The sequence below is a fragment of the Paracoccus mutanolyticus genome (genome assembly GCF_003285265.1).
GTDB lineage: Bacteria > Pseudomonadota > Alphaproteobacteria > Rhodobacterales > Rhodobacteraceae > Paracoccus > Paracoccus yeei.
The window spans coordinates 1,162,208-1,188,279 of record NZ_CP030239.1; the positions used below are offsets into that span (position 1 = coordinate 1,162,208).

General features: G+C 69.0%; 18 protein-coding genes and 6 pseudogenes. 12 read left to right on the forward strand and 12 right to left on the reverse strand.

The genetic code is table 11. From position 1 onward, the window contains the following. Window positions 1–89: 89 nt before the first annotated feature. The 10 genes and pseudogenes from DPM13_RS06305 to DPM13_RS06350 all read left to right on the forward strand — a co-directional run bounded on the left by DPM13_RS06305 (window position 90) and on the right by DPM13_RS06350 (window position 10,426). Entirely contained in the window at window positions 90–1,943 is a 1,854-nt protein-coding gene (locus tag DPM13_RS06305; RefSeq protein ID WP_223252390.1) for a tetratricopeptide repeat protein, read from the forward strand. Between the two features lie 27 nt (window positions 1,944–1,970). Next, complete coding sequence (locus DPM13_RS06310; protein ID WP_112887658.1) at window positions 1,971–2,759, forward strand: 4-(cytidine 5'-diphospho)-2-C-methyl-D-erythritol kinase; 789 nt, start codon at window positions 1,971–1,973, stop codon at window positions 2,757–2,759. Window positions 2,760–2,788: 29 nt separating this feature from the next. Further along, a complete protein-coding gene (locus DPM13_RS06315; RefSeq protein WP_028718486.1) occupies window positions 2,789–3,523 on the forward strand; it encodes a pyridoxine 5'-phosphate synthase in 735 nt (244 codons plus the stop codon). 43 nt (window positions 3,524–3,566) lie between these two features. Continuing rightward, on the forward strand, window positions 3,567–3,989 hold the full coding sequence (acpS, locus tag DPM13_RS06320) for a holo-ACP synthase (protein ID WP_112888709.1): 423 nt from the start codon (window positions 3,567–3,569) through the stop codon (window positions 3,987–3,989). 54 nt (window positions 3,990–4,043) lie between these two features. Further along, window positions 4,044–4,835, forward strand: coding sequence for a signal peptidase I (lepB, locus tag DPM13_RS06325; RefSeq protein ID WP_112888710.1), 792 nt, complete (start codon window positions 4,044–4,046; stop codon window positions 4,833–4,835). A 41-nt stretch (window positions 4,836–4,876) separates the two neighbouring features. After that, window positions 4,877–5,566, forward strand: coding sequence for a ribonuclease III (gene rnc, locus DPM13_RS06330; RefSeq protein WP_080621102.1), 690 nt, complete (start codon window positions 4,877–4,879; stop codon window positions 5,564–5,566). Continuing rightward, window positions 5,563–6,472 (forward strand): annotated as a pseudogene (era, locus tag DPM13_RS06335) (GTPase Era). Before rnc ends, era begins: the two are co-directional and overlap by 4 nt. A gap of 8 nt (window positions 6,473–6,480) precedes the next feature. Next, window positions 6,481–6,816 carry a DUF1491 family protein gene (locus DPM13_RS06340; protein WP_112887659.1) on the forward strand — a complete coding sequence of 112 codons (336 nt, stop codon included), beginning with the start codon at window positions 6,481–6,483 and terminating at the stop codon, window positions 6,814–6,816. Window positions 6,817–7,069: 253 nt separating this feature from the next. Further along, window positions 7,070–9,508: a DNA topoisomerase (ATP-hydrolyzing) subunit B gene (gene gyrB / locus DPM13_RS06345; RefSeq protein ID WP_112887660.1), complete on the forward strand. Its 2,439-nt coding sequence runs from the start codon at window positions 7,070–7,072 to the stop codon at window positions 9,506–9,508. A gap of 219 nt (window positions 9,509–9,727) precedes the next feature. Continuing rightward, window positions 9,728–10,426, forward strand: a complete 699-nt coding sequence (locus DPM13_RS06350; protein ID WP_112887661.1) for an outer membrane protein — start codon at window positions 9,728–9,730, stop codon at window positions 10,424–10,426. A gap of 58 nt (window positions 10,427–10,484) precedes the next feature. Here the strand turns inward: DPM13_RS06350 and pdeM are convergent, their stop codons facing one another. From pdeM to DPM13_RS06385, 7 genes and pseudogenes are all read right to left on the reverse strand, one after another. Continuing rightward, window positions 10,485–11,153, reverse strand: a complete 669-nt coding sequence (gene pdeM / locus DPM13_RS06355) for a ligase-associated DNA damage response endonuclease PdeM (protein ID WP_112887662.1) — start codon at window positions 11,151–11,153, stop codon at window positions 10,485–10,487. Continuing rightward, window positions 11,150–13,506 (reverse strand): annotated as a pseudogene (locus DPM13_RS06360) (DEAD/DEAH box helicase). The gene pdeM and the pseudogene DPM13_RS06360 overlap by 4 nt, the downstream one beginning before the upstream one ends. Continuing rightward, complete coding sequence (locus DPM13_RS06365) at window positions 13,458–15,080, reverse strand: cisplatin damage response ATP-dependent DNA ligase (RefSeq protein ID WP_223252391.1); 1,623 nt, start codon at window positions 15,078–15,080, stop codon at window positions 13,458–13,460. The pseudogene DPM13_RS06360 and the gene DPM13_RS06365 overlap by 49 nt, the downstream one beginning before the upstream one ends. After that, window positions 15,077–16,069, reverse strand: a complete 993-nt coding sequence (locus DPM13_RS06370) for a ligase-associated DNA damage response exonuclease (RefSeq protein ID WP_112888711.1) — start codon at window positions 16,067–16,069, stop codon at window positions 15,077–15,079. The genes DPM13_RS06365 and DPM13_RS06370 overlap by 4 nt, the downstream gene beginning before the upstream one ends. Window positions 16,070–16,167: 98 nt before the next feature. Then, a pseudogene (locus DPM13_RS06375) lies at window positions 16,168–17,075 on the reverse strand (DMT family transporter). A gap of 137 nt (window positions 17,076–17,212) precedes the next feature. Beyond that, window positions 17,213–17,512, reverse strand: coding sequence for an HU family DNA-binding protein (locus tag DPM13_RS06380; RefSeq protein ID WP_028718499.1), 300 nt, complete (start codon window positions 17,510–17,512; stop codon window positions 17,213–17,215). A gap of 150 nt (window positions 17,513–17,662) precedes the next feature. After that, complete coding sequence (locus DPM13_RS06385; RefSeq protein ID WP_374384647.1) at window positions 17,663–19,093, reverse strand: AMP nucleosidase; 1,431 nt, start codon at window positions 19,091–19,093, stop codon at window positions 17,663–17,665. A 150-nt stretch (window positions 19,094–19,243) separates the two neighbouring features. On the opposite strand from DPM13_RS06385, the gene DPM13_RS06390 reads away from it, so the two are divergent. Beyond that, a complete protein-coding gene (locus tag DPM13_RS06390; protein WP_080621108.1) occupies window positions 19,244–20,245 on the forward strand; it encodes an LLM class flavin-dependent oxidoreductase in 1,002 nt (333 codons plus the stop codon). Continuing rightward, window positions 20,242–21,096, forward strand: coding sequence for an SDR family oxidoreductase (locus DPM13_RS06395; RefSeq protein ID WP_112887663.1), 855 nt, complete (start codon window positions 20,242–20,244; stop codon window positions 21,094–21,096). Before DPM13_RS06390 ends, DPM13_RS06395 begins: the two co-directional genes overlap by 4 nt. On the opposite strand, the gene DPM13_RS06400 is transcribed toward DPM13_RS06395, so the two are convergent. From DPM13_RS06400 to DPM13_RS06420, 5 genes and pseudogenes are all read right to left on the reverse strand, one after another. Then, window positions 21,093–21,923, reverse strand: a complete 831-nt coding sequence (locus DPM13_RS06400) for a COG3650 family protein (protein ID WP_223252392.1) — start codon at window positions 21,921–21,923, stop codon at window positions 21,093–21,095. The genes DPM13_RS06395 and DPM13_RS06400 overlap by 4 nt on opposite strands. A gap of 110 nt (window positions 21,924–22,033) precedes the next feature. After that, a pseudogene (gene dxs / locus DPM13_RS06405) lies at window positions 22,034–23,959 on the reverse strand (1-deoxy-D-xylulose-5-phosphate synthase). A 24-nt stretch (window positions 23,960–23,983) separates the two neighbouring features. Beyond that, window positions 23,984–24,846 (reverse strand): annotated as a pseudogene (locus DPM13_RS06410) (polyprenyl synthetase family protein). Next, on the reverse strand, window positions 24,846–25,082 hold the full coding sequence (locus DPM13_RS06415) for an exodeoxyribonuclease VII small subunit (protein ID WP_028718506.1): 237 nt from the start codon (window positions 25,080–25,082) through the stop codon (window positions 24,846–24,848). Before DPM13_RS06415 ends, DPM13_RS06410 begins: the two are co-directional and overlap by 1 nt. Next, a pseudogene (locus tag DPM13_RS06420) lies at window positions 25,079–25,989 on the reverse strand (histone deacetylase family protein). Before DPM13_RS06420 ends, DPM13_RS06415 begins: the two are co-directional and overlap by 4 nt. Window positions 25,990–26,072: the final 83 nt, after the last annotated feature.

Genomic DNA, 26,072 nt, shown 5'->3' on the forward strand with positions numbered 1-26,072 from the left:
CAAGGCGCGGGGCATGCCGACCGGCGGCGTTGCCCTGCCCCGCCATCGGGGCTAGGTTCACGCAAATTGCCGGAATGTGGGCCGTTGCCGTGACGAAAAGACTGATCCCCCTGGCGCTGATCGCGCTGACCGCCGCGCCGCTGATGCCGACGGCGGCGCCAGCCGCCCCGGTTCTGGCGCAAGAGGCGCCCTTGCCCCGCCCGGCCCGCGCCACGACCGCCCCAACGCCTCCCACGCCCGAGGTGCGGGGCCTTTCCGGTCCCTATCTGGCGGCGCGGCAGGCAGCCATTGCCAACGACTATCGCAGCGCCGCGAACTATTACCTGCAGGCCTTGGCGCAGGACGACACCGATCCCTTCCTGCAGGACAGCGCCCTGGTCGCGCTGATTTCCGCCGGAGAGATGGAGCGCGCCGCGGCGCTTGCCGTGACCATGGCCGACCAGGGCCGCGCGACCGAACTGGCCGGGCTGATGCAGCGGACCAAGCTGGCGCGCACCGAACGCTGGCAGGATCTCGTCAACGCCATCGACCGCGCCCCGCCCCCCGCGCCCGACGACGGCATGGCCGAGGCGACGCCGGGCGGCGCGGTCCTGCTGGACAAGATGATCCGGGCCTGGGCGCTGCTTGGGGCCGGCAACGCGCGGCAGTCGCTCTCTGCCTTCGAAGAACTGGGCAAGGTGCGCGGCGCCCGGCCCATGGTCAACTATCACCTGGCGCTGGCCAAGGCCAAGGTCGGCGACTACGAAGGCGCCGAGGCGCTGCTGTCCGATCCCCAGACCGGCGCCCATATCCTGGGCGTGGTCGCCCGGGCCCAGATCCTGTCGCAGCTGGAACGCAATCGGGATGCCGTCGCCCTGCTGGAAGGCACCCCCGGCTTTGCCGAGGAGCCGCAGCTCGTGGCGCTGCGCGACCGGCTGGCGCAGGGCCAGACCCTGCCCTTCGATTCGATCCGCAGCCCGGCCGACGGCATCGCCCAGGTGTTCCTGACCTTCGCCAGCGTGCTGGCCACGAACGAGGAGCCCGACCCGCTGGCGCTGATCCACGCGCGGCTGGCCGCCTATCTGTCGCCCGACCTGGGCGAGGCGCATCTGCTGTCGGCCCAGCTTCTGCAGGGTTTCGGCCAGTTCGACCTGGCCGAGCAGGAATTCGAGGCGCTGCGCGACCTGGGCGACATGCGCCCCATCGCGGAACTGGCGCGGATCGACGCCCTGGCCCGGGCCGAGCGTCTGGCCGATGCGGAAAAGGCCGCGCTGGGGCTGACCGCCGCACATCCCGAACTGGCGCAAGGCTGGATCGCGCTTGGCGACCTCCTGCGCCAGCAGGACAAGTTCAGCCAGGCGATCCCGGCCTATGACAAGGCCCTGTCGCTGATCGGTCCCGGTGCGGGCGAGGCGCGCTGGTTCCCGCTTTACGCGCGCGGCATCGCGCTGGAACGCGCCGGCCAGTTCGACAAGGCCGAAGCCGATTTCCGCGAAGCGCTGAAGCTGCGCCCCGACAGCGCGCAGGTGCTGAACTATCTGGGCTACAGCCTGGTCGACCGGGGCGAAAAGCTGGACGAGGCGCTGACCCTGATCCAGCGCGCGGTCGATCTGCGCCCGGACGACGGCTATATCCTGGATTCGCTGGCCTGGGCCTATTACCGCATGGGCCGCTATGCCGAGGCCGTGGCCCCGATGGAAAAGGCGGTCGCCGCCATGTCGGACGATTCGCTGGTCAACGACCACATGGGCGACATCTACTGGATGGTCGGCCGCAAGCGCGAGGCCGAGATCCAGTGGCACCGCGCGCTGAGCCTGGAGCCCGAGACCGAGGCCGAGGCGCACCGCATCCGCGCCAAGCTGGACCGGGGCCTCGACGCCGTCCTGGCCGAGGAAAAGGCCCATGGCGGCAAGCTGCCCGCGCCCGACCCCGTTCCCTCCGAGGCCGCGCAGCAACAGGAATGATGCGCCGCGAAAAGGCTCCCCGCCAAGCTGAACCTGACCCTGCATGTCACCGGCCAGCGGGCGGACGGCTATCACCTGCTGGATTCGCTGGTGGTGTTCCTGGACCTGGGCGATGTGGTGACGCTGGCGCCGGGCCCCCTCTCGCTGACCGTCACCGGCCCCTTTGCCCAAGGGCTCGACGACCCCGACAACCTGTGCCTGCGCGCGGCGCGGCTGGCCGGGCACGAGGTGGCGATCACGCTGGAAAAGAACCTGCCCGTCGCCTCGGGCATCGGCGGCGGCTCGGCCGACGCGGCGGCGGTGTTGCGGGCGCTCGGTGCGCGGGTGCCGCGACCCGAGGTCCTGGGCGCCGACGTTCCGGTCTGCCTGGCCGGGGTGCCCTGCCGCATGCAGGGCGTCGGAGAGAAGCTTTCTCCCCTGCCCCCGCTGCCACCCCTGCACCTGGTGCTGGTCAATCCTCGCGCGGGGCTGGCCACGCCGGCGGTGTTCCAGCGCCTGGAACGCCGCGACAACCCGCCCATGCCCGCCGCGCTGCCGGAGTTTCCCGACGGCGCGGCGCTGGTCGATTTCCTCGCCACCTGCCGGAACGACCTGCAGGCGCCCGCCATCGCGCTGATGCCCCGGATTGCCGATTGCCTGGCCGCGCTTGGCGACGCGGGCGCCCTGCTTACGCGCATGTCGGGATCGGGCGCGACCTGCTTCGGGATCTTTCCCGACGGGACGGCCGCGCGGGCGGCCCGCGACCGGATCGCCGCCGCGCGCCCGGACTGGTGGGTCGCCGCATCGGGACTCGCACCCGCGCCCGCAACGGTCTAGACCTGCGGCAGGACCACAAGGGGGAAACCATGCTGCGCCTCGGCGTGAACATCGACCATGTCGCCACCATCCGCAACGCGCGCGGCACGCCCTGGCCGGACCCGGTCCGCGCCGCGAAGCTGGCCGAGGAGGCGGGCGCCGACGGCATCACCGCCCACCTGCGCGAGGATCGGCGCCATATCTCGGACGCCGACATCGACCGGCTGATGGACAGCCTGCGCCTGCCCCTGAACCTGGAAATGGCGGCGACGGCGGAAATGCAGGCCATCGCGTTGCGCCACCGTCCCCACGCCGTCTGCATCGTCCCCGAAAAGCGCGAGGAACGAACGACCGAAGGCGGCCTCGACGTGGCGGGCAACGAATCCATGCTGTCCGACTTCATCGCCCCGCTGCGCGAGGCGGGCTGCCGGGTGTCGCTGTTCATCGGCCATGAGCCCCGCCAGATCGAAGCCGCGGCCCGCATCGGGGCCGCCGTGGTCGAGCTGCATACCGGCGCCTATTGCGATCTCGACACCGAAGGCCGGCTGCCCGAACGCGACGCCGAGCTGGCGGCGCTGCGCCAGGGCGCGGCCCAGGCCCATCTGCTGGGGCTCGAGGTCCATGCCGGCCACGGCCTGACCTTCGACACCGTCGGCCCCATCGCCGCCATCCCCGAGCTGCGCGAACTGAACATCGGCCATTTCCTGATCGCGGAATCGGTCTTTCTGGGCCTCGGCCCGGCAATCCGCGAAATGCGGCGCTGCATGGATGCGGTGCGCCCGTGATGTCTCTGTTTTCCAAAGACCCATGCGGCGGCGCGACCCGGCGATGATCCTGGGCATCGGCACCGACCTTGCCAACATCGACCGCATCGCGGGCGTGCTGGCGCGCCACGGCGACCGCTTTCGCCACCGCGTCTTTACCGAGCGCGAACTGGCGCTGGCGGCGCGCCGCCATCTGGAGGCGCCGACCCTGGCCAAGCGCTGGGCCGCCAAGGAGGCCTGCTCCAAGGCCCTGGGCACCGGGCTCGCCATGGGCATCGCCTGGCGCGACATGGCGGTGGCGAACCTGCCCGGGGGCCAGCCGACGATGCAGCTGACCGGCTGGGCGGCGGAACGGCTGGCCGCGATGACGCCCCCAGGCCATGTCGCCCGCGTCCACGTCACGCTGACCGACGATCACCCCTGGGCGCAGGCCTTTGTGGTCATCGAAGCCGTTCCCGACGCTGTGAGCGACGGCGCGACGGCTTGACTTTGGCCGCCGCCGCGCCCCATGAACGCGCGACTTTCGCAGGAAGGAACGGCCATGACCAAAAGCGACGCCCGCAAGGATGGCGGCATCTGGGAAACCGTCAAGACCATCTTCTGGGCCCTGCTGATCGCAGGCGTCTTTCGCACGCTGTTCTTTCAGCCGTTCTGGATTCCCTCGGGGTCGATGAAGGACACGCTGCTGATCGGCGATTTCCTGTTCGTCAACAAGATGGCCTACGGCTATTCCGCGGTATCCTGCCCGTTCGGCCTGTGCCCGATCACCGGCCGCATCCTGGCCTCCGAGCCCGAGCGCGGCGACGTGGTGGTGTTCCGCCACCCGACCCGGGGCGACGACTTCATCAAGCGCCTGATCGGCCTGCCCGGCGACCGCATCCAGATGAGGGACGGCGTCCTCTACATCAACGGCGCGGCCGCGCCCCAGGTCCCGGCGGGCGAGTTCACCGAGGAACAGCGCCCCCAGGGCCCGCAGGGCAGCCAGCCCTGCCCCGCGCAGATCCGCCCGGCCCAGGACGGGCTTTGCGTGGCCGAGCGCCTGACCGAGACGCTGCCGAACGGCGTCAGCCACGACGTGCTGAACCTGACCGACAACGGGCCCGGCGACAACACGCCGGAATTCGTCGTCCCCGAGGGGCAGTATTTCTTCCTGGGCGACAACCGCGACAATTCGGGCGACTCGCGCTGGCCGGCCTCGGCTGGCGGCGTCGGCATGGTGCCGGCCGAATACCTGATCGGCCGCGCCGACCGGATCATGTTCTCCTCGGCCGGCAAGTCGCTGCTGTATTTCTGGACCTGGCGGGGCGACCGCTTCTTCAAGGCCGTGAACTGACAAGATTGCGCCGCTCCCCCGGCCCGTGGCAGTATTGAACGATGAAGATATCCGCCGAATTGCGCGCCTTTACCGAAAGGCTGGGTCATGAATTCGCCCGGCCCGAACTGCTGGTGCGCGCGCTGACCCACGGCTCGATCTCGACCGCGACGCGGCCCGACAACCAGCGGCTGGAATTCCTGGGCGACCGCGTGCTGGGGCTGACCATGGCCGAGGCGCTGTTCTCGGCCGACCGGGCTGCGACCGAGGGCCAGCTTGCGCCGCGCTACAACGCCCTGGTCAAGGGCGAGACCTGCGCCGCCGTCGCCCGCCAGATCGGCCTGGGCGAGGTGCTGAAACTGGGCCGGTCCGAGATGATGTCGGGCGGCCGGCGCAAGGAGGCGCTGCTGGCCGACGCGATGGAGGCGGTGATCGCCGCCGTCTATCTGGACGCGGGCTTCGAGGCGGCGCGGCGGGTGGTGCTGCGGCTTTGGGCGGACCGGCTGGAGAACGTCGACGACGACGCCCGCGATGCCAAGACCGCGCTGCAGGAATGGGCGCAGGCCCAGGGCATGGGCCCGCCGCGATACGTCCAGGCCGCCCGCTCGGGGCCCGATCACGCCCCCGAGTTCGAGATCGTCGTGCGGCTGGACGACGGGCGCGAGGCCACGGCCAGCGGCAAGGGAACGAAACGCAGCATCGAGCAGGCCGCCGCCGCGGCCATGATCGAGCAGATCGAAGGAACCACATGACCGAAACGCGCGCGGGCTTCGTCGCCCTGATCGGCGAGCCGAATGCCGGGAAATCCACCCTGCTGAACCAGATGGTCGGGGCCAAGGTCTCGATCGTGACGCACAAGGTGCAGACCACCCGCGCCCGCATCCGCGGCATCGCCATGCAGGAGGGTCGCAGGTGGTGTTCGGGATTCGCCCGGCATCTTTCGCCCGCGCCGCCGGCTGGATCGCAGCATGGTCAAGGCGGCCTGGGGCGGGGCGGCCGACGCCGACGTGATCCTGTTGCTGATCGAGGCCCATCGCGGCCTGACCGACGGCGCCCGGGCGATCATCGACCAGCTGCGCGAGCATGCCGGGAAGACCCCTGTCGCGCTGGTCATCAACAAGATCGACCGCGTCAAGGCCGAGGCGCTGCTGGCGCTGTCGGCCGAGGTCAACCAGACCTTCGGCTTTGCCAGGACCTTCATGATCTCGGCCGAGAAGGGCTATGGCTGCGGCGACCTGATGGACTGGCTGGCCGCAGAGGTGCCCCAGGGTCCCTGGCTTTACCCCGAGGACCAGGTGGCCGACCTGCCCATGCGCATGATCGCCGCCGAGATCACCCGCGAAAAGCTGACGCTGCGCCTGCACGAGGAGATCCCCTACCAGTTGACGGTCGAGACCGAGCGCTGGGAGGAAAAGAAGGACGGCTCGGCCCGCGTCGACCAGATCGTCTATGTCGCCCGCCCCGGCCACAAGGGCATCGTGCTGGGCAAGGGCGGCGAGACCATCAAGGCCGTGGGCCAGGCCGCCCGCGCCGAACTGATGGAGTTCATGGGCCGGCCCGTGCACCTGTTCCTGCAGGTCAAGGTGCGCGAGAACTGGCTGGACGAGGCCGAGCGCTATGACGAGATGGGCCTTGATTTCCGCGACGGCGATGCCTGAGGCCAGGGATGGCTGAAGCCCGGCTGGCCGCGGGCATCTGGGTCGCGGCCTATCTGCGGCGGCTGGGGCTGGCAGGCATCCCGGCCTATGTCACCCGGCACGGCGACGACACCGCAGGCAGCGTCATGGTCAAATGCGCCACCCTGGACGGACAGGCCAGCCTGTGGGGCCGGGAATGGGACTTCGAGACGGACCGGCGGCCCTGGCAGCGCCTGTCCGAAGGCCCCGAGCCCGAGGTCGACGCCCGCATCGCCCGCGACGTGGCCCGCGACCCCGACCTGTGGGTGATCGAGATCGAAAGCCGCGACGGCCGCACCCTGCTGGATCAGGATGGCCTAGACTGACTGTCGTTTCCTTGTTGCCCAAATACCCAAATGCCACCGCGCCGCCGCCGCTGCTGCATGAGTATTTGCGAAACCGCGAAGGCACCGACGGGGGCGCTTGTGGGAACTGTCGCCACGGGTATTTGGACAACAAGGAAGCTGGGCGTCCTGTCCCGGATGACAAGACTGGCAGATACCAAATCCTGTGGCTTTCCCGTGACATTCCCCGGCTTTGCCCCTATAAGATGCAAGCCCAAGGCAGGATAAGAAGACCATGAACGAACCCGCCCCCCAGCCCTCCGAATACGGCGCCGATTCCATCAAGGTTCTCAAGGGCCTGGAAGCCGTGCGCAAGCGTCCCGGCATGTATATCGGCGATACCGACGACGGCTCGGGCCTTCATCACATGGTCTATGAGGTCGTGGACAACGGCATCGACGAGGCGCTGGCCGGTCATGCCGATTTCGTGCGCGTCAAGATCCACGCCGACAGCAGCGTTTCGGTGCGCGACAACGGGCGCGGCATCCCGACCGACCTGCATCCCAGCGAAGGCGTCTCGGCGGCCGAGGTCATCATGACCCAGCTGCACGCGGGCGGAAAGTTCGACCAGAACAGCTACAAGGTCTCGGGCGGGTTGCACGGCGTCGGTGTTTCCGTGGTCAACGCGCTGTCGGACTGGCTGGAATTGCGGATCTGGCGCAATGGCAAGGAACATTACGCCCGCTTTGAAAACGGCGACACGGTCGAGCATCTGCGCGTGGTCGGCGATGCCGCGCCCGGCGACAAGGGCACCGAGGTGCGCTTTCTGGCCTCGTCCCGCGAAGAGCGCGAGGACGGCACCTTTTCCAACCGCGACTTCGTGTTCAAGACGCTGGAAAACCGGCTGCGCGAACTGGCCTTCCTGAACTCGGGCGTGCGCATCATCCTGGAGGACGAGCGCCCGGCCGAACCCCTGCGCACCGAGCTGTTCTATGAAGGCGGCGTGCGGGAATTCGTGAAATTCATCGACCGATCCAAGACTCCGGTCATGGCCGACCCGATCTTCATCACCGGGGAGCGCAACGGCATCGGCGTCGAGGTGGCGATGTGGTGGAACGACAGCTACCACGAAACTGTGCTGCCCTTTACCAACAACATCCCGCAGCGCGACGGGGGCACCCATCTGGCGGGCTTCCGGGGCGCGCTGACGCGGGTCATCAACACCTATGCCCAGACCAGCGGCGCGGCAAAGCGCGAGAAGGTCGATTTCACCGGCGACGACGCGCGCGAGGGATTGACCTGCGTGCTGTCGGTCAAGGTGCCCGATCCCAAGTTCTCCAGCCAGACCAAGGACAAGCTGGTGTCCAGCGAGGTGCGCCCGGCGGTCGAGGGGCTGGTGGTCGAGAAGCTGTCCGAGTGGTTCGAGGAAAACCCGGCCGAGGCGAAATCCATCCTGGGCAAGATCATCGAAGCCGCCCTGGCCCGCGAGGCCGCCCGCAAGGCGCGCGAGCTGACCCGGCGCAAGACCGCGATGGACGTGGCCAGCCTGCCCGGCAAGCTGGCCGATTGCCAGGAAAAGGACCCCGCACTGTCGGAGCTGTTCATCGTCGAGGGCGACTCGGCCGGCGGCTCCGCGAAGCAGGGCCGTTCGCGCCAGAACCAGGCCGTGCTGCCCCTGCGCGGCAAGATCCTGAACGTGGAACGGGCGCGCTTTGACCGCATGCTGTCGAGCGACCAGGTCGGCACCCTGATCACCGCGCTGGGAACCGGCATCGGCCGGGACGAATTCAACCTGGGCAAGCTGCGCTATCACAAGATCGTCATCATGACCGATGCCGATGTCGACGGCGCCCATATCCGCACCCTGCTGCTGACCTTCTTCTTCCGGCAGATGCCGGAGTTGATCGAGGCCGGGCATCTTTATATCGCGCAGCCGCCGCTTTACAAAGTCTCGCGCGGGCGGTCCGAGGTCTATCTGAAGGACGAGGCGGCGCTTGAGGATTACCTGATCGAGCAGGGTATCGACGGCGCCACGCTGCGGCTGGGCAACGGCGACACCATCGCCGGCGCGGACCTGGCGCGCGTGGTCGACGAGGCCCGGACCGCGCGGCGCATCCTGCGCGCCTATCCGACGCACTACCCCGCCCATATCACCGAGCAGGCCGCCATCGCCGGCGCGCTGGTCCCGGGCCGGGTCGATGCCGATGCGCAGGGGGTTGCCAATGCCATCGCCGCGCGGCTGGACATGATCGCCGAGGAATACGAACGCGGCTGGTCTGGCCGCCCGACCCAGGACGCCGGCATCCGCCTGACCCGCCTGCTGCGCGGGGTCGAGGAAAGCCGCACCCTGGACGGGCCGATGCTGCGCAGCGGGGAAAGCCGGCGGCTGGGCGCCATGACCGAAGGCCTGACCGAGATCTATGGCCAGACCGCGCATCTGATCCGCAAGGATCGCGACATCCCGATCCATGGCCCGCTGAGTCTGCTGCAGGCCATCTTCCTGGAAGGCGAAAAGGGCCTGTCGTTGCAACGCTACAAGGGTCTGGGCGAAATGAATCCCGAACAGCTGTGGGAAACCACGCTCGACCCCGCGGCGCGCACGATGTTGCAAGTGCGAATCGAGGATCTGAGCGAGGCTGACGATATTTTCACCAAGCTCATGGGCGATGTCGTCGAACCGCGCCGGGATTTTATTCAACAAAATGCGCTGAGTGTCGAAAACTTGGACATCTGAACCGGTTCGTTCAAATTTCACGTTTTAGTCGCGATTTTGTTATGCAACCAGGGCGAGAATGTTGCAGTTTGGACGCGCCTCGGATCTTGGATTCGATCTCAGGTTCGTGCCTTGTTGCACCCGGGCGGAGGCGGGACTACCTCCGTATGAAAAGAAGCCCAGCACATATGCGCGCCGGCCCGACGATTCGCAGGCGCACGCGACCCAGGAGATGACAAGATGACGATGAAATCCGTTGCCCTTGCGGCCTCGACCCTGATCCTTGGAACGGCGGCAGCGCATGCCGGTGGCTATGTTCCCCCGGTTGTCGAAACCGCTCCGACGCCGGTCGTCATCGAAACGCCGGTCGGCTCGTGGGAAGGCGGCTATGCCGGTCTCACCCTGGGCTATGCCTTCAGCGGCAAGGATGAGGTCGGGTTTGGCGGTGCAGGTCTGACTGACAGTCTGGGTGAGTTGGACCTGAATGGTGCGAACGCCGGCGTTCGCATTGGTTACCGCTGGCAGCGCGGGAACTGGGTCATTGGCCCGGAGCTTGGTATCGAAGGCGGCGACATCAAGGACAGCTTTTCGTCCGAAGGCTATGATGTCGAATCTCAGATCAAGCACATGATCGCTCTGCGCCTAAAAACCGGCTATGCTATGGACAATGGCATGTTGGTTTATGGTATCGCCGGTGTTGGTCGCGCCAAGGTTGACTATTCGATCATCGGTGCTGCGGCCGAGCTTGACGACAGCTTCAGCAAAACCGGCTACATTGTGGGTCTGGGCGTGGAAAAGCAGATCAACGAGAAGTGGTCTGTGACCGGAGAATACGAATATGCCAATTTCGGCAGCGAAAATCTGTCGAACGGCGTCAACGACACCAATGCGACCGCGAAATACAACAACGTCAAGCTGGGCGTGAACTTCCGGTTCTGATCCCTTAGCGTTTTGACGATCAAAGGGCCGCCTCGCCGCGGCCCTTTTTCTTTGCCGCTCAGCGGCGCAGACGGCGCTGCGGGGACAAGCCGACCGGCAGGACGATGGGCCGGGGACCGCAGGCAATCGCCAGCCCGCGCGGGACCAGCGCGGTCAAGGCCGGATCGTCGCAGGCCAGCCCGCCGGTATAGGCCCCGAAGGCCGGCAGGATCAGATGATCCGCCCCCAGCAGAAAGGCCCGCCGCCGTTCGCCTGCCAGGCGGACCGCCGGGTGATAATGGCCGCAGATATCGGGGCCCGGCCCCGGTTCGTGGCGCAAGGCGACGCGGCCGAGGCGCAGCGCCTCCTGCGCCTGCCCCGGCAGGCCGGCCGGCGCCTCGGGATCGTGGTTGCCCAGCACCCAGATCCAGTCCCGGCCCCGTGCCAGGTCCGCAAGCCCCCTGGCGATCGCCTCGTCCAGCGCGCCCGCCGCCGCCATGTCGTCGAACCCGTCGCCGAGGCTCACGATCGCGGCGGGCTCAAGCGCCGCCACCTCAGCCGCCAGCCGCTCTAGCGTTGCGAGCCCTTCATAGGGGGGCAGCAGCGGCCCGCCGCGCCGGGCCATGCGCTCGGACTTGCCCAGGTGCAGGTCGGCGACGACCAGCCAGCGCCCTTTGGGCCACCAGAGTGCGCCCGAGCCGCGGGCCACCAGCCGCAGGCCGTGATACTCGAACCCATATCCGCTCACGTCAGGGCCTCCAGCCCGGCCTCACGCATCAGCGCCTCGGCCTCGATCCGCGCCAGCCGCTCGTGCCCCTCGCCCCGGATCGGCACACGACCGCGTTCCAGCATCATCGGCGCGGCCAAGGGCGAGACGCGGTCCAACACCCGATGTTCGCGCAGGGGCGAGCGGGCCAGCATCTCCTCGACCCGGCCGAAATCCACCAGGCCCCGGCCCGCCTCCTCCGCCGTCACGCGCAGCATCAGGTGGCCGGGATCATAGCGGCGCAGCGTATCGTAAAGGATGTCGCTGGAAAAGGTCGCCTGCCGGCCGCTCTTGCGCAGGCCGGGGCTGTTGCGCTGGATCAGCCCGGCCACGGTGGCGACATTGCGAAACGTCCGCTTCATCACCGCGTTCTCGCCCAGCCAGTCGCCCAGGCCCGCCCGCAGCCGGCTGACGTCCAGCAGCGGGTCCGGGTCCAGCACCGGGTCTAGCGACCAGGCCAGCAGGGCGTAATCGGTGGACAGGAACCCCAGGGGGCCCAGCCCCTCCTCCTCCATCTCGCGGGTGACCAGCAGGCCCAGCGTCTGCAGCGCATGACGGCCCGCAAAACCGTAAAGCGCGAAATAGTTGCGGCCCGCGTGGGGAAAGCTTTCCGACAGCAACAGGCCCGGGCGCGGCAAGCGGCTGAAGCGGGCCTGCAAGGCCAGCCAGTCGCGGGTGTCGGGCGGCAGGACCGCATGGCGGGCCGGATCGCCGATCAGCGCCAGGACGCGATGGGCAAGCTGGGTGGACATGGCGGGCTTCAGCCCGGAATAGACGGCGATCTTGGGCTCGCGCCGGGGATCGGGCGTCACCTCGACCACCATCTCGCGCAGCGCGCCATGCGCACGACGCTGCCGCCGATCAGGAAGCTGTCGCCGGGAACAAGGCTCGAGGCGAAGGACTCCTCGACCTCGCCCAGATGGGCGGTCAGTTCGGCCCCCAGCATCCGTTCCATCAGCCGGACCTTCAGCTCTTTCATCAGCCCGGCATCGCCCAGCAGATCCTCAGGCCGCTTGCAGCCCTTCAGCAACTCGTCCAGCAACTCGTTGGCGCGCAGCGCATAGCCGCCGGTCGCCGCGAAATCCAGGCAGGCGTCGAAGTCGGGCCGGCTGAGGCAGCGATAAGGACCGGCGGTCACCACCTCGGCATAAGGCATCGGCCTCGAAGGGCCCCGCGCAGGCAGTCAGCAGGATATCTGGCAGAGCACGTCCAGCGGCCCCGGCCCGCGGGGATCGCCGTCCAGCGCGCGCGCGCGCACCGCCTCCAGCGCGGCGATGCATTCGATCTGCTCGAAGCGGTTGGCCGGCACGATCCGCGCCCTGGAGGGCGCGTTGTAGCGGTGGTTCGCCCGGCCGATGCGCTGCACCAGGCGCTTGACGTTCTTGGGCGCGCCGATCTGGATCACCAGGTCGACCGCGCCCCAGTCGATGCCCAGATCCAGGCTGCCGGTCGCCACCACGGCCCGCAATGCGCCCGCCGCCATCGCCGCCTCGACCCGGGCGCGCTGTTCGCGCGCCAGGCTGCCGTGATGCAGCCCGATGGGCAGGTTCTCCTCGTTCGCGGCCCAAAGCGCCTGAAAGAACACCTCGGCCTGGGCGCGGGTGTTGATGAAGATGATGGTGGTGCGCGCCGCCTTGACCGCCTCGAGCACCTCGGGGATGGCATAGCGCCCGCCGCTGCCGGCCCAGGGCGCGGGCCGGGCGGTCGCCAGCATGGCGATGTCGGGGTCGGGGCCGGGATCGGCCTCGACGATCTCGACCGGACGCGCGCCCGCCATGAAGCCCGCCAGCGCCTGCGGATCCTCGACCGTGGCCGACAGGCCCGTCACCCGCAGCGCAGGCGACAGCCGCCGCAGCCGCGCCAGCCCCAGCATCAGCTGGTCGCCGCGCTTGCTTTCGGCCAGGGCGTGCAATTCGTCCAGCACCACCCGGCGCAGGCCGCCAAAGATCGCCGGCGCCTCGGGATAGCTCAGCATCAGGGCCAGGCTTTCGGGCGTGGTCAGCAGCACATGCGGCGGGTCCACGCGCTGGCGGCGGCGCTGGGTCTGGCCAGTGTCGCCGGTGCGGTCCTCGACGCGGATCGCCAGCCCCAGCTCGGCCACCGGACGCGCCAGATTGCGCCGGATATCCGCCGTCAGTGCCTTCAAGGGCGAGACGTAAAGCGTATGCAGCCCGCCCCTGCCGCTTTCACCGTTTGCCAAATACCCATCCGGCCCCGCCGCCTGCGCAAGCTCCACCAGCGAGGGCAGGAACCCCGCCAGCGTCTTGCCGCCGCCGGTCGGCGCGATCAGCAGGCTGTCGCCTTGCGCCGCCAGCAGCAGCCAGCTGATGCGGATGGGTGAAAACCACTTATAACCAGCTTGGCAATGCGGCGACCCAGAACATCCGCCGCGAGAGCCGGTCGGCCTCGACAGTCGACGGGCGCACGCAGCACTACGAATGGGAAACGCATGGCAACGCCAGAACGGTGGCGGGTCGAGCGGTTCAGCCCCTCGAACGCTACCTCGACCACCAACTTGGGCGCCAGCGCCCGGACCGGACCGAAGCGCTCGGTCGTGTTGGCGCGTACGAACCGATCCAGTTCGCGCAGTTCGGCGTCGGTAAAGCCGAAATAGGCCTTGCCGACGGGCACCAGTTCGTCGCCCGCCCACAGGCCGAAGGTAAAGTCCGAATGAAAGCCCGATCGCTTGCCGTGCCCGCGCTGCGCGTAAAGCAGCACGGCATCGACGACCATCGGGTCGCGCTTCCATTTGAACCAGGGCCCGCGCGGCCGCCCGGCGACATAGGTGCTGTCGCGGCGCTTGATCATCACGCCCTCGATCACTGCCGCCGGCGGATCGGCGCGCAGCGCCGCCAGATCGTCCCAGGTCGCGAACGCCAGGCAGGGCGAGATGTCGATGCGCTCGCCGAAATCCAGGCTTTCCAGCACTGCCCGCCGCTCGGCCAGCGGCAGGCCGCGCAGGTCGCGGCCCTGCCAGACCAGCAGGTCGTAAAGCCGCAGGCCCGCCGGATGGCTCGCCAGCAGCGCCCGGCCCACTGCCTTGCGATTCAGCCGCTTTTGCAGATCGCCGAAGGGCGCCACCTGCCCGTCGCGGCGCACCAGCAGTTCGCCATCGGCCGCGCCCTCGAACGCCATCGCCTCGACCACGTCGGGAAAGGCGTGCGAGATATCCTCGCCGGTGCGGGAATAAAGCCGCCGGACGCCGCCTTCGCTGACCGCCTGCACGCGGATGCCGTCCCATTTCCATTCGGCGACATGATCGGCCGGGTCCAGCGCGCGCAATTCGTCAAGGTCGGTCGGCGTCGACAGCATCACCGGCCGGAACGGTGCCAGCGCCGCGCTTTCGGGCCGCGCGCCACCGCCGATCCAGGAAAACAGCGGGCCATAGGGCGGCGCGAGCCCGTGCCAGATCTCCTCGAGATCCGCGACCGAGGGGCTGCCCATCCCGGCCAGCGCCATCCGCGCCATCCGTGCCGACAGGCCGACGCGCAGGTTGCCGGTGGCGAGCTTCAGGAAGGCCAGCCGCTCGGACGGTCCCAGCCGGTCCAGCATGGCCGCGATGGCGCCGGGCAATCCGGCCTTGCCGGTGGTCTGCAGCAATTCGACCGCCTGGGACAATGGCGGATCGTCCTCGGCCCCTTCGGGCCAGACCAGGGCGATGGTCTCGGCCAGGTCGCCCACGAAGTCATAGGACAGCGCCAGAAGCTGGTCGTCGATGCGCTCGGCCGCCAGCCCCCGCAGCAGCGAGGGGGTGACGCGGCGCAGTTCCAGATCGCCGGTCAGCGCCGCCAAGGCCCAGCCCCGGTCGGGGTCGGGCGTGCGTTCCAGGTAATGCTGCAGGTGCTGCAATTTCGCATTCCGCGCGGGCGTGAAGGCCAGGCGCTCCAGCAGGGCGGCGAAAGCCTTCATTCCTCGGCCTCGTCCTCGTATCCGACCAGCCGCAACGGGCGGGCGGGAATCTGCGCCAGCTCGCACCAGCGGATGACGCCGTCCTCGGTGCCATGGGTGACCCAGACCTCGGCCGGGGCCAGTTCGGTCAGGGTGCCCGTCAGCATGGGCCAGTCGACATGGTCGCTGAGGATCAGGGGCAGTTCGACCCCGCGCTGGCGCGCCCGTGCCCGCACCGTCATCCAGCCCGAGGCAAAGCCGATCACCGGGTCGCGGAACCGCTGCACCCAGAGGCTCGCGAAGGCCGAGGGCGGGGCGATCACCAGTTGTGCCGGCACCGCGTCGGCCGTGGCGGGGATCAGCTCGCCCAGTTCCACCCCCTGGGCGGCATAATAATCGCACAGGACCTTCAGCGCGCCGTGGATGGCGATCGGCGCGTCATAGCCCGCCTCGCGCATCAGCGCGATCAGATGCTGGGCCTTGCCCAGCGCATAGGCGCCGATCAGATGCGGACGGTCGGGGAACTCGGCCATGCTGGCGATCAGCTTTTCCACCTGCGTCGCCGGGTCTGGAAAGCGGAACACCGGCAGGCCGAAGGTCGCCTCGGTCACGAAGATGTCGCAGGGAACGGGCTCGAACGGCGCGCAGGTCGGGTTCGGCTGGCGGGTGTAGTCGCCCGAGACGACGATCCGCTGGCCCTGCCCCGTCACCGCGATCTGGGCCGAGCCGAGCACATGGCCCGCAGGATGAAAGGCGACCTCGACCCCGCCTATGCGCATGGCGCCCTGCGCCTCCTGCATCGAGCCGGCGCAATCCTCGCCCATGCGCAGGCGCATGATATCCAGCGTCTGGCGCGTGGCCAGGACGGCGCCATGGCCCCAGCGGGCGTGGTCGGAATGGCCGTGGGTGATCAGCGCCCGCTCGACCGGCTTCACCGGGTCGATGTGGAATCCGCCCTCGGGGCAGAACAGACCGGCCTCGGTCGGGAACAAAAGGGGTTCGGCGCGCATCATGCGAAGATGTGGAACATTGCGTGAAAATCAAGCCTGCTGCCGGGCACAACGCACCGGCCCGGGGCCTGGGTCCACGGGCGCCTGGGATCGCGGCGTCAGCGCCGCGGCTGCGCCGCCCCGCCGGGCACCGCCGCCGGCTGCGGGATGCTGGCCAGCTGGACCATCAGGATGCCCGCCGCCACAATCACCGCGCCGATCACGTCCGATGCCCCGAGCGTTCGCCCAGCAACGCCGCCGCGATGGCGACGCCGAAGATCGGCGACAGGAAGTGAAAGGTCGCGGCCCGCACCGCGCCCACCCGGTTGACCAGCAGGAACCAGATCCAGGTGGCGCCGATGCCGGGCGCCAGCACGGTATAAAGGAAGGACCAGAGCAGCGCCGCGCTCCACTCTACGGGCCGGCCCGCCTCGAGGACGAGGGCCGGGACCAGCAGGGCCGCCGCGCCCACGGCCATCTGCATGGCCACGATGGTCATCATGTTCCGGCTGCCACCCGCGCCCCGCGCGGCCAGCGTCGCCACGGTCAGCGCGACGACCCCCGCCAGGCACAGCAGCAGGCCGGGGATGTCCAGCCCGTGGCGCAGCCGCACCCCCATGATGATGGTGACGCCCAGGACGCCGGCGACAAGCCCCGCCACCGCGATCGGCCGCAGCCGCTCGGAGTACAGCAGCCAGCCCAGGAAGGCCACGATCAGCGGCATCATCGAGGCGATGATGGCTGCGGCCGACGCCTCGACATGCTGCATCGCGACCCAGTTCAGCCCCAGGTACAGCGCGTTCTGGCAGATGCCGAAGATGATGACGGTGCGCCATTCCGCCCGGTTCAGCCGCAGGCTTTGCCCCATGGCCAGCGCCAGCGGGATGGCAACCACGGCGGACAGGGCAAAGCGGATGACCAGCGCGGTCAGCGGGGGCGCGGCGGTGACGATGATGCGCGTCGTGGTGAAGGCCGAGGCCCACATCAGCGCAAAGCCGAAGCCCATCAGAATGGCCTTGAAGTCCATGCCCGCCCCCTGCGTTTCCCTTCGGGCTAGCAGATGGCGGCGCGGGCGCAAGGGGAAAGGCGGCAGCCGCCGCGCGGCGCAAATGAAAAGGACCGCGCAATGCTGCGCGGCCCCTTCTGGATGCGGATGCCGGGAAATCAGGCGTTCACGCTGTCCTTGAGCGCCTTGGCGATGGTGATCTTGACCACCTTGTCGGCGGGCTTGGTCATCATTTCCTGGGTCTGGGGATTGCGCACCTGGCGTTCGGGCCGTGCGCGGCAGGCGACCTTGCCGATGCCGGGCAGGGTAAGGGCGCCGCCTTCGGCGACGGTTTTCGAGACGACGGCCGAAAGCGCGTCCAGCGCGGCGGCAGCGGTTTTCTTGTCGCTGCCCATTTCCTCGGCCAGGGTGGCCACGAGCTGGGTCTTGGTCATCGGTTTCGAAGCGGCCTGAGCCATGTTCTGTCTCCTCGGTTTTTCCCGTTGGGGGAAATTTCGGACGCCACCTTGGCGGCACGAATGCCGCTACACAAGCTTTTCGCGCGCATTTCAAGAGTTTTCGGCGGTTTTCCCCAGCAAACGCGGCGAAATGGCAAGCCTGGGCCGATTCTAAAGGAAGGCCGTCTCGTTGAACGACCTCAACTTGCGCGAGTGGATGCGTTCCAGGGGGGTCGCGCGCAGCTTTTCCATGGCCCGGATGCCGATCATCAGGTGGTTCGCGACCTGCGTACGATAGAAATCCGTGGCCATGCCCGGCAGTTTCAGTTCGCCGTGCAGGGGCTTGTCGCTGACGCAGAGCAGCGTGCCATAGGGAACCCGGAACCGGAAGCCGTTCGCCGCGATGGTGGCGCTTTCCATGTCGAGCGCCACGGCGCGCGACTGCGACAGGCGCTGGACGGGCCCGGACTGGTCGCGCAGTTCCCAGTTGCGGTTGTCGATGGTGGCGACCGTTCCCGTGCGCATGATCGCCTTCAGGTCATAGCCGTCCAGCCGCGTGACCTCGGCCACCGCCTCCTGCAGCGCGACCTGGACCTCGGCCAGCGCGGGGATCGGCACCCAGACCGGCAGGTCGTCGTCCAGCACGTGATCCTCGCGCAGATAGGCATGGGCCAGGACGAAATCGCCCAGGGACTGGCTGTTGCGCAGCCCGGCGCAATGGCCGACCATCAGCCAGGCATGGGGGCGCAGCACGGCGATGTGGTCGGTCGCCGTCTTGGCGTTCGAGGGGCCGACGCCGATATTGACCAGGGTGATGCCGTCGCCGTCCGGGCGCTTCAGGTGATAGGCCGGCATCTGCGGGGTCTTGGCCCCCGTCGCAATCACGTCCTCGGGACGTTCGAGGATCTGGTTGCCGGGCGCGATGAAGGCGGTATAGCCCGAGCCCGGGTCGGCCAGCACACGGCGGGCGAAAGCCTCGAATTCGTCCACATAGAACTGGTAATTGGTGAAAAGGACGAAGTTCTGGAAATGCTCGGGCAGGGTGGCGGTGTAATGGGACAGCCGCGCCAGCGAATAGTCCACGCGCTGCGCGGTAAAGGGCGCCAGCGGCTGGCTGCCATCAGGGTTCGTGCCCCCGGTCCCGTTCACGATGTCGTCGTTCATCGTGTTCAGGTCCGGCACGTCGAAGACGTCGCGCAGGGAAAAGTTCAGCACCCCTTCCTGCGGCACGTTCAGGTCGCTTTTCGTGGCGACGGCGAAATGCACCGGCATCGGCGTCTCGCTTTCGCCGACATGGACGCCGATACCGTGGTTCTTCATCAAAAGGCCGATCTGTTCGGTCAGATAGCCCCGGAACAGGTCGGGCCGGGTGATCGAGGTGGCATAGACCCCCGGCACCGCGACATGGCCAAAGGACAGGCGCGAGTCGGTCTTGGTGTGGCTGGGGACGACCATCCGCACCTCGGGGTAAAAGGCGCGATAGCGCGCCCGCGGCGGCTGGCCTTCGAGCGTCTTCAGGAAGCGGTCCAGCAGGAAGCCCGAGGCGCGGTCGTAAAGCGCCACCAGCCGCTCGACCGCTTCCGCCGGATCGTCGAACAGCATCCGCTCGACGGGGTCCGGGGTTTCGACGGGCAACTGCCGGTTGGCGATCGTCATGCGCATTCTCCTGTTTCGGGGCAGAGTGCCAGCGCCGCGCAGGGCTGGCAAGCCGGGGCGCGCGTCCCTATCTGTCAGGACAAAGGAGCATTCGCCATGCAATTCTCGATACTTGATCTGGCGGTCGTCGCCGAGGGCTCGGACGCGCGGCAGGCCATCGCCAATTCCGTCGCGCTGGCCCAGGCGGCCGAGGGCTGGGGCTATCACCGTTTCTGGCTGGCCGAACACCACAACATGCCGGGCATCGCCAGCGCCGCGACCGCGGTGCTGATCGACCATGTGGCAGGGCATACGAAATCCATCCGCGTGGGCGCCGGGGGCATCATGCTGCCCAACCACGCGCCGCTGGCGATTGCCGAACAATTCGGCACGCTAGCGACGATCCACGGCCCCCGCATCGACCTGGGGCTGGGGCGCGCGCCCGGCGGCGACGGCGCCGTCATGCACGCGCTGCGCCGCGGCCAGTCGCGGAACGAGGACTTTCCGAACGACGTGGTGGAACTGCTGCGCTATCTGGGCCCACACCGCCCCGGCGCCCCGGTAGCGGCGCATCCGGGCGAGGGCACGAACGTGCCGGCCTGGATCCTCGGGTCTTCGCTTTACGGGGCCAGCCTCGCGGCCGCGCTGGGGCTGCCCTATGCCTTCGCCAGCCATTTCGCCCCGGGCGATCTGGACGAGGCGCTGGCGCTGTACCGCGCGCGGTTCCAGCCGACCGAGTTCGGCGAACGGCCGCGGTTCATGCTGGCGGTGAACGTGATCGCCGCCGACACGGACGAACAGGCACAGCGGCTGCGGACCAGCCAGATGATCAGCTTCGCCCGGCTGCGGCTGGGAATGCCGGGGCTGCTGCCGCCCCCGGTCGACGACATCCTGGACGCGGTGCCGGTGCGCATCCTGCCCACGGTCGAACACGCGCTGTCGGTCAGCGCGGTCGGTTCGCCGCAGACGGTCGCGGCCGAACTGGACCGGCTGATCGCCCGCCACCGCCCGGACGAGGTGATCCTGGTCGGCAACATCTACGACCGCGCGGCGCGGCACCGATCCTTTGCCATCGCCGCCGAGATCCTGCGCGCCCGCGCCGAGACCGCCCCGGCATGAGGGCGCTGGTCCTGGGCCACGGCTATTCCGCCGGCTTCCTGACGCCCATGCTGCGGGCCGAGGGGTGGGAGGTCCTGGGCACCACCCGCGCCGCGCCGCGCCGGGTCCGCGACGCCGGGGCCGAGCCCCTGCTGTGGGACCGCGACGCCGCCCGAATCGCCGACGAAATCGGCCGCGCCGATGCGATCCTGGTTTCGGCCGGGCCGGAACAGGGGCGCGACCCCACGCTTGCCGCCTTTGCTCCGGCCTTTGCCCGCGCCCGCCCGGCATGGCTCGGCTATCTCTCGACCACCGGGGTCTATGGCGACCATCGGGGCGGCTGGGTGGACGAGGATACGCCCCTGACGCCCAGCACCCGGCGCGGGCACGAGCGCGTGCAGGCCGAAGCCGACTGGCAGGCGCTGGCGCGCGCCCACGGCCTGCCCCTGCACATCTTTCGCCTGGCGGGGATCTATGGGCCCGGGCGCGGTCCCTTTGCCAAGGTGCGCGACGGCAGCGCGCGACGCATCGTGAAACCGGGGCAGGTGTTTTCGCGCATCCATGTCCAGGACATCGCGCGGGCGCTGATGGCCTCGATCCAGGCACCCTGCCCGGCGGCGGTCTACAACCTGTGCGACGACGACCCCGCCCCGCCCGAGGAGGTCATCGCCCATGCCGCCGCCCTGCTGGGCCGCCCCCTGCCCCCGGCCGAGGATTACGCCACGGCCGAGATGACGCCGATGGCGCGGTCCTTCTATGCCGAAAGCAAGCGCGTCTCGAACCGCCGGATGCGGCAGGAGCTGGGGGTCGATCTGCTGTTTCCCGATTACCGCAGCGGCCTGGCCGCGCTGCTGGCGGCCGAGACGGCCTAGCGCGCGATCGAGCAGCAGCCCATCAGCATCCGGGACGGCGATTCGGCCCCGTCCAGGATGACCGACACGGCCAGCGCGAAGGCCCGGTCCGACATGCCGTCCGAACATTGCTCGGGCCGCAGGAAGGCGGTGACGCGGCCCTTGTCGTCGCCGGCGATCAGGCCGCGGGTCGGCTCTCCGTCGATGCCGCGGTCCATGACCTTGCGCAGTTGCAGCGCGCGGTCGGGCCGGTCGGGCTCGGCGAAGGTCAGGCCGGATTTCGTCGCGCCAAGCGACCAGAAGGGCTCGGTCCCGGCGCAACGCAGGCTTTGCGGCAGGGCGGCGGCCTGCCAGACCCCCGTCTGCTGCTTCAGGAACCGCAGCGCGACCCAGCCGGTCTGTTCGCCCGAATTGACCTTGCCCCATTTGCCCGAGGGATCGCGTGCGACCAGTTCAATGCCCTTGGCGGTCGCGGGCAGCGTGGCGATGACCTTGGCCTGACCGTCCGGCGCCTGCCGGACGTTCAGCGTGTCCCAGGTATCGACCACCGTCACGTCGAAAAGGTTCGGCAGGAACGGCGCGGGCTTTTCCGCAGGCTTCTGGGCGGCCTCGGCGGGCTGCTCTGCCGGCGCAGGGCTTGCGGCGGTCGCCGGGGCCTGGGTGTCGGGCGTCCCCGCCTCGGCCGGTTCGGCAGGGGCTGCCTCGGTCGCGGCGGGCTTGGCGGGTTCGGGCCGGGGCGCGGGCTCGGCGCCCTCGGCGGCCGGAGCCTGCGGCTTGTCGGCGGGCTCTTGCGCCATGGCAGCAACGGGCAGCGACAGGGCCAGGCCGGTCAGCAGGGTTTTCAGCATGATCGTCACCTCTTGCGCGGCGGCTTCGGACCCGCCGGCGGTATGGAAAGAATAGCACTGACCGGAAGCGTCACCTAGATGCCGCAGCAACCCGCCCGGGCCGCCTGGCCTCAGGCCCGCTTGCCCTGAAGCCGGGCGACGCCCAGCACCTCAAGCACCTTGTCGCGGATGTCGGAGGCGGACATGCCCGCCGCGCGATACATCGCCTCGGGGCTGGCGTGGTCGATGAAGGTATCGGGCAGCACCATCTGGCGGAACCGCAGCCCGCCGTCGAACACGCCCTCATCCGCCAGAAGCTGCGCCACGAGCGAGCCGAAGCCGCCGACGGCGCCTTCCTCGATGGTGATCAGCGCCTCATGCGTGCGGGCCAGGCGCAGGATCAGGTCGCGGTCCAGCGGCTTGGCAAAGCGGGCATCGACCACGGTGGGCGTGACGCCCAAGGCCTGCAATTCCTCGCGCGCGCGCATGACCTCGCCCAGGCGCGTACCCAGGGACAGGATGGCGACGCGCTTGCCTTCCGCGATGACGCGGGCCTTGCCGATTTCCAGCGGTTCGGCGCGCTCGGGCATCTCGACCCCCATCCCCTCGCCGCGCGGATAGCGAAAGGCGATGGGACCGGCATCATGGGCGGCGGCCGTCGCGACCATGCGGGCCAGTTCCGCCTCGTCGGCGGCGGCCATGACGACCATGCCGGGCAGGTTCGCAAGGAAGGCGATGTCATAGGCGCCGGCGTGGGTCGCGCCATCGGCGCCGACCAGCCCGGCCCGGTCGATGGCGAATCGCACAGGCAGCCGCTGGATCGCCAAGTCATGACGCCTGGTCGGAGCCGCGCTTCTGGTAGGTCGAATTAAAACGCGCATGAAGTGCTGATCGCGGTGCCCGGCAAGGCCCGCCGTCAAAGGTCACGGCATGCTGTTCGGCGATGCCCACATCGAAGCAGCGGCGCGGAAAGCGTTCCGCGAACAGGTTCAGCCCGGTGCCGTCCGGCATGGCAGCGGTCACCGCCACGATCTTGTCGTCCCGCGCGGCCTGATCGACCAGGGCGTGGGCAAAGACCGAAGTATAGCTCGGCGCATTCGATTTCGCCTTGGCCTGGGTGCCGGTCGCCACGTCGAATTTCGCGGTGGCGTGGCCCCTGTCGGCGGCGCGTTCGGCCGGGGCATAGCCCTTGCCCTTTTTCGTCACGGCATGGATCAGCACCGGGCCGGTGGCGCGGGCCTTGACCGTGCGCAGCAAGGGCAGAAGCTGGTCCAGATCGTGGCCATCCACGGGGCCGATATAGGAAAAGCCCAGTTCCTCGAACAGGGTGCCGCCGACGGTCAGGCCCTTCAGCATCTCCTTGGCGCGCTTGGCGCCCTCCTGCATGGGGGGCGGCAGCAGGCTGACAGCCCCCTTGGCGGCGGCCTTGAGTTCCTGGAACGGGCCGCGCGTGTAAAGCCGGGTCAGATAGGTCGACAGCGCCCCGGTCGGCGGCGCGATGGACATCTCATTGTCGTTCAGGATGACGAACAGCCGCTTGCCCAGATGGCCGGCGTTGTTCAGCGCCTCGAAGGCCATGCCGGCACTCATGGCACCATCGCCGATGACCGCCACGGCGTCGCCAGGACGCCGCCCAGCTCGCGCGCCATGGCAAAGCCCACCGCCGCGCTGATCGAGGTCGAGGAGTGCCCCGCCCCGAACGGGTCATAGGCGCTTTCGCTGCGCTTGGTGAAGCCCGAGAGGCCGTCCTCCATCCGCAGGGTGCGGATGCGGTCACGCCGTCCGGTCAGAATCTTGTGCGGATAGCACTGGTGGCCGACGTCCCAGATGATCTTGTCGCGCGGCGCGTCGAAAACCGCGTGCAGCGCCACGGTCAACTCGACCACGCCCAGGCCCGCGCCCAGGTGGCCGCCGGTGACGGAGACCGCGCTGATCGTCTCGGCCCGCAGCTCGTCGGCCAGCTGGCGCAGTTCGCGGTCGCTCAGCCCTTTCAGGTCCGAGGGCAGGCCGACCCGGTCCAGGACCGGCGTTGCGGGGCGATGGTCGTCTTGGGTCATGGCTTGCCCCTTTCCGGGCGGGCTTCAGGCGTCGCGCTGGATAACGAAACGCGCCAGCGCGCGCAAGTTTCCGGCGGCCTCTCCATAGGGGTCCAGCGCCGACTCGGCGGCGCGGACCAGCTTGCGGGCCTTGTCCTGCGCGCCCTCCAGCCCCAGCAGCGACACGAAGGTCGCCTTGTTCGCATCGCCGTCCTTGTGCAGCCGCTTGCCGGTTTCGGCCTCGTCTCCGGTCACGTCCAGAATGTCGTCCTGGATCTGGAAGGCCAGGCCCAGGTTACGGGCGTACTCCGTCAGCGGGCCCGCGTCCTCGCCGGCCATGATGGCCCCGGCGGTCGCCGAAAAGACGATCAGCGCGCCGGTCTTGGCGCCCTGCAGCCGCTTGACCGCGACCAGGTCCAGGGGTTCCACCGCGGTCTCGGCGGCGATGTCCAGCGCCTGGCCCCAGACCATGCCGCGCGCGCCCACGGCATCCGAGAACAGCCGGATCAGCGCCAGCCGCGCGTCGGGCGCGCCGATCGCGGGATCGGTCAGCAGCCCGAAGGCCAGCGATTGCAGCGCGTCGCCGGCCAGGATCGCCGTCGCCTCGGACCATGCACATGGACGGTCGGCAGGCCGCGGCGCAGGTCGTCGTCATCCATCGAGGGCAGGTCGTCATGGACCAGGCTATAGGCGTGCAGCGCCTCGACCGCCGCGGCGACGGGCAGCGCCTCGCGGTCGCGCAGGCCGAACAGCCGGGCCGATTCCATGACCAGGAAAGCACGGATGCGCTTGCCGCCGATGCAGGCATAGCGCATCGCATCGGTCAGGTCGCCGTCGGGCAGGCCGGCCATGGCGCCGTCCAGCGCGGCCTGGACCTGCGCCCGGACATCCTCAAGGCGGTCCTGCATCACAGCCCCTCGGCGGGGGTGGTTCCGGTGGGTTGGCCGCTCGCCGCCAGGGTGATCTTCTCGACCCGCTCCTCGGCCGCGCGCAGCACCTTGTCGCAATGCGCCCGCAGCGCGGCGCCGCGTTCGTAAAGCGCGATGGATTCCTCCAGCGTGGCCTCGCCATGCTCAAGCTTGCCGACGGTGGCCTCCAGCTCGCGCATCGCCTCCTCGAAGGAGAGTGTTTCGATTCCGGTCATGCCGTCGTCTCCCGTAGAACCTCGACATGGGCGCGCACCGAGCGGCCCAGGGCGGCCAGATCATAGCCGCCTTCCAGGACCGAGACCATCGGGGCCGATAGATGAGATTGCCACGGGCATCATACGCCATCTGGATCGTGATGGCATCCGCCTGTTTGCTAGTACTTCCCGACGTGGCCGTCTTATAAACCCGGCCGAGACCATCGAACCATTGCGGCCGCCACGCCAGAACCCGGTCGCAGATGCCGCGCCAGGCGGCGCGCGCGGGGTCGCCTCCGGTCCCGGCCTGCAGCGGGACGTTCAGGATCTGGCCATGCGCGCCGCGTTCGCCGGCCGCGCCGGTGCCGGGATACAGCGGATGCTGGTGGGTCGAGGCAAACAGCGCCCGCGGCTCGTTCCACAGCAGGTCCTGGGTGCCGTTGCCGTGGTGCACGTCGAAATCCAGCACCGCCACCCGGTCCAGCCCGTGGTGGTCCAGCGCCCGCAGCGCCCCGATGGCGATGGCGTTGAAGATGCAGAACCCCATCGCCCTGGCGCGCTCGGTATGGTGGCCGGGCGGGCGCATGGCGACAAAGGCATTGGGCGCCTGCCCGGCCAGCACCGCGTCGACCGCCGCGCAGACCCCGCCCACCGCATGGCGCGCGGCCGCAAGGCTGCCCGGCGACAGATAGGTGTCGGCATCCAGCATCGTCCAGCCCTGGTCTGGCAGCTTGCGCCGCACCAGCGACAGATAGCTGGCCGGATGGCAGCGCAGGATCTCGTCGTCGGGGGCCTCGGGCGCCTCGCGGCGGTCCAGGTCCATTCCTTCCAGCGCGGCAAGAACAGCCTCCAGCCGCGCCACCTGCTCGGGATGGCTCGGTGGCGTTACATGCTGAAATCCGGACGGGTGCGTATAAAGAAGCGTCATCGCCAAACGATTATGCGCGCAGGTTTCCCCCGGCAAGAAAATGTTCGGTAGCCTGTCCAAAACGACGACCCGGACGGCCCGCG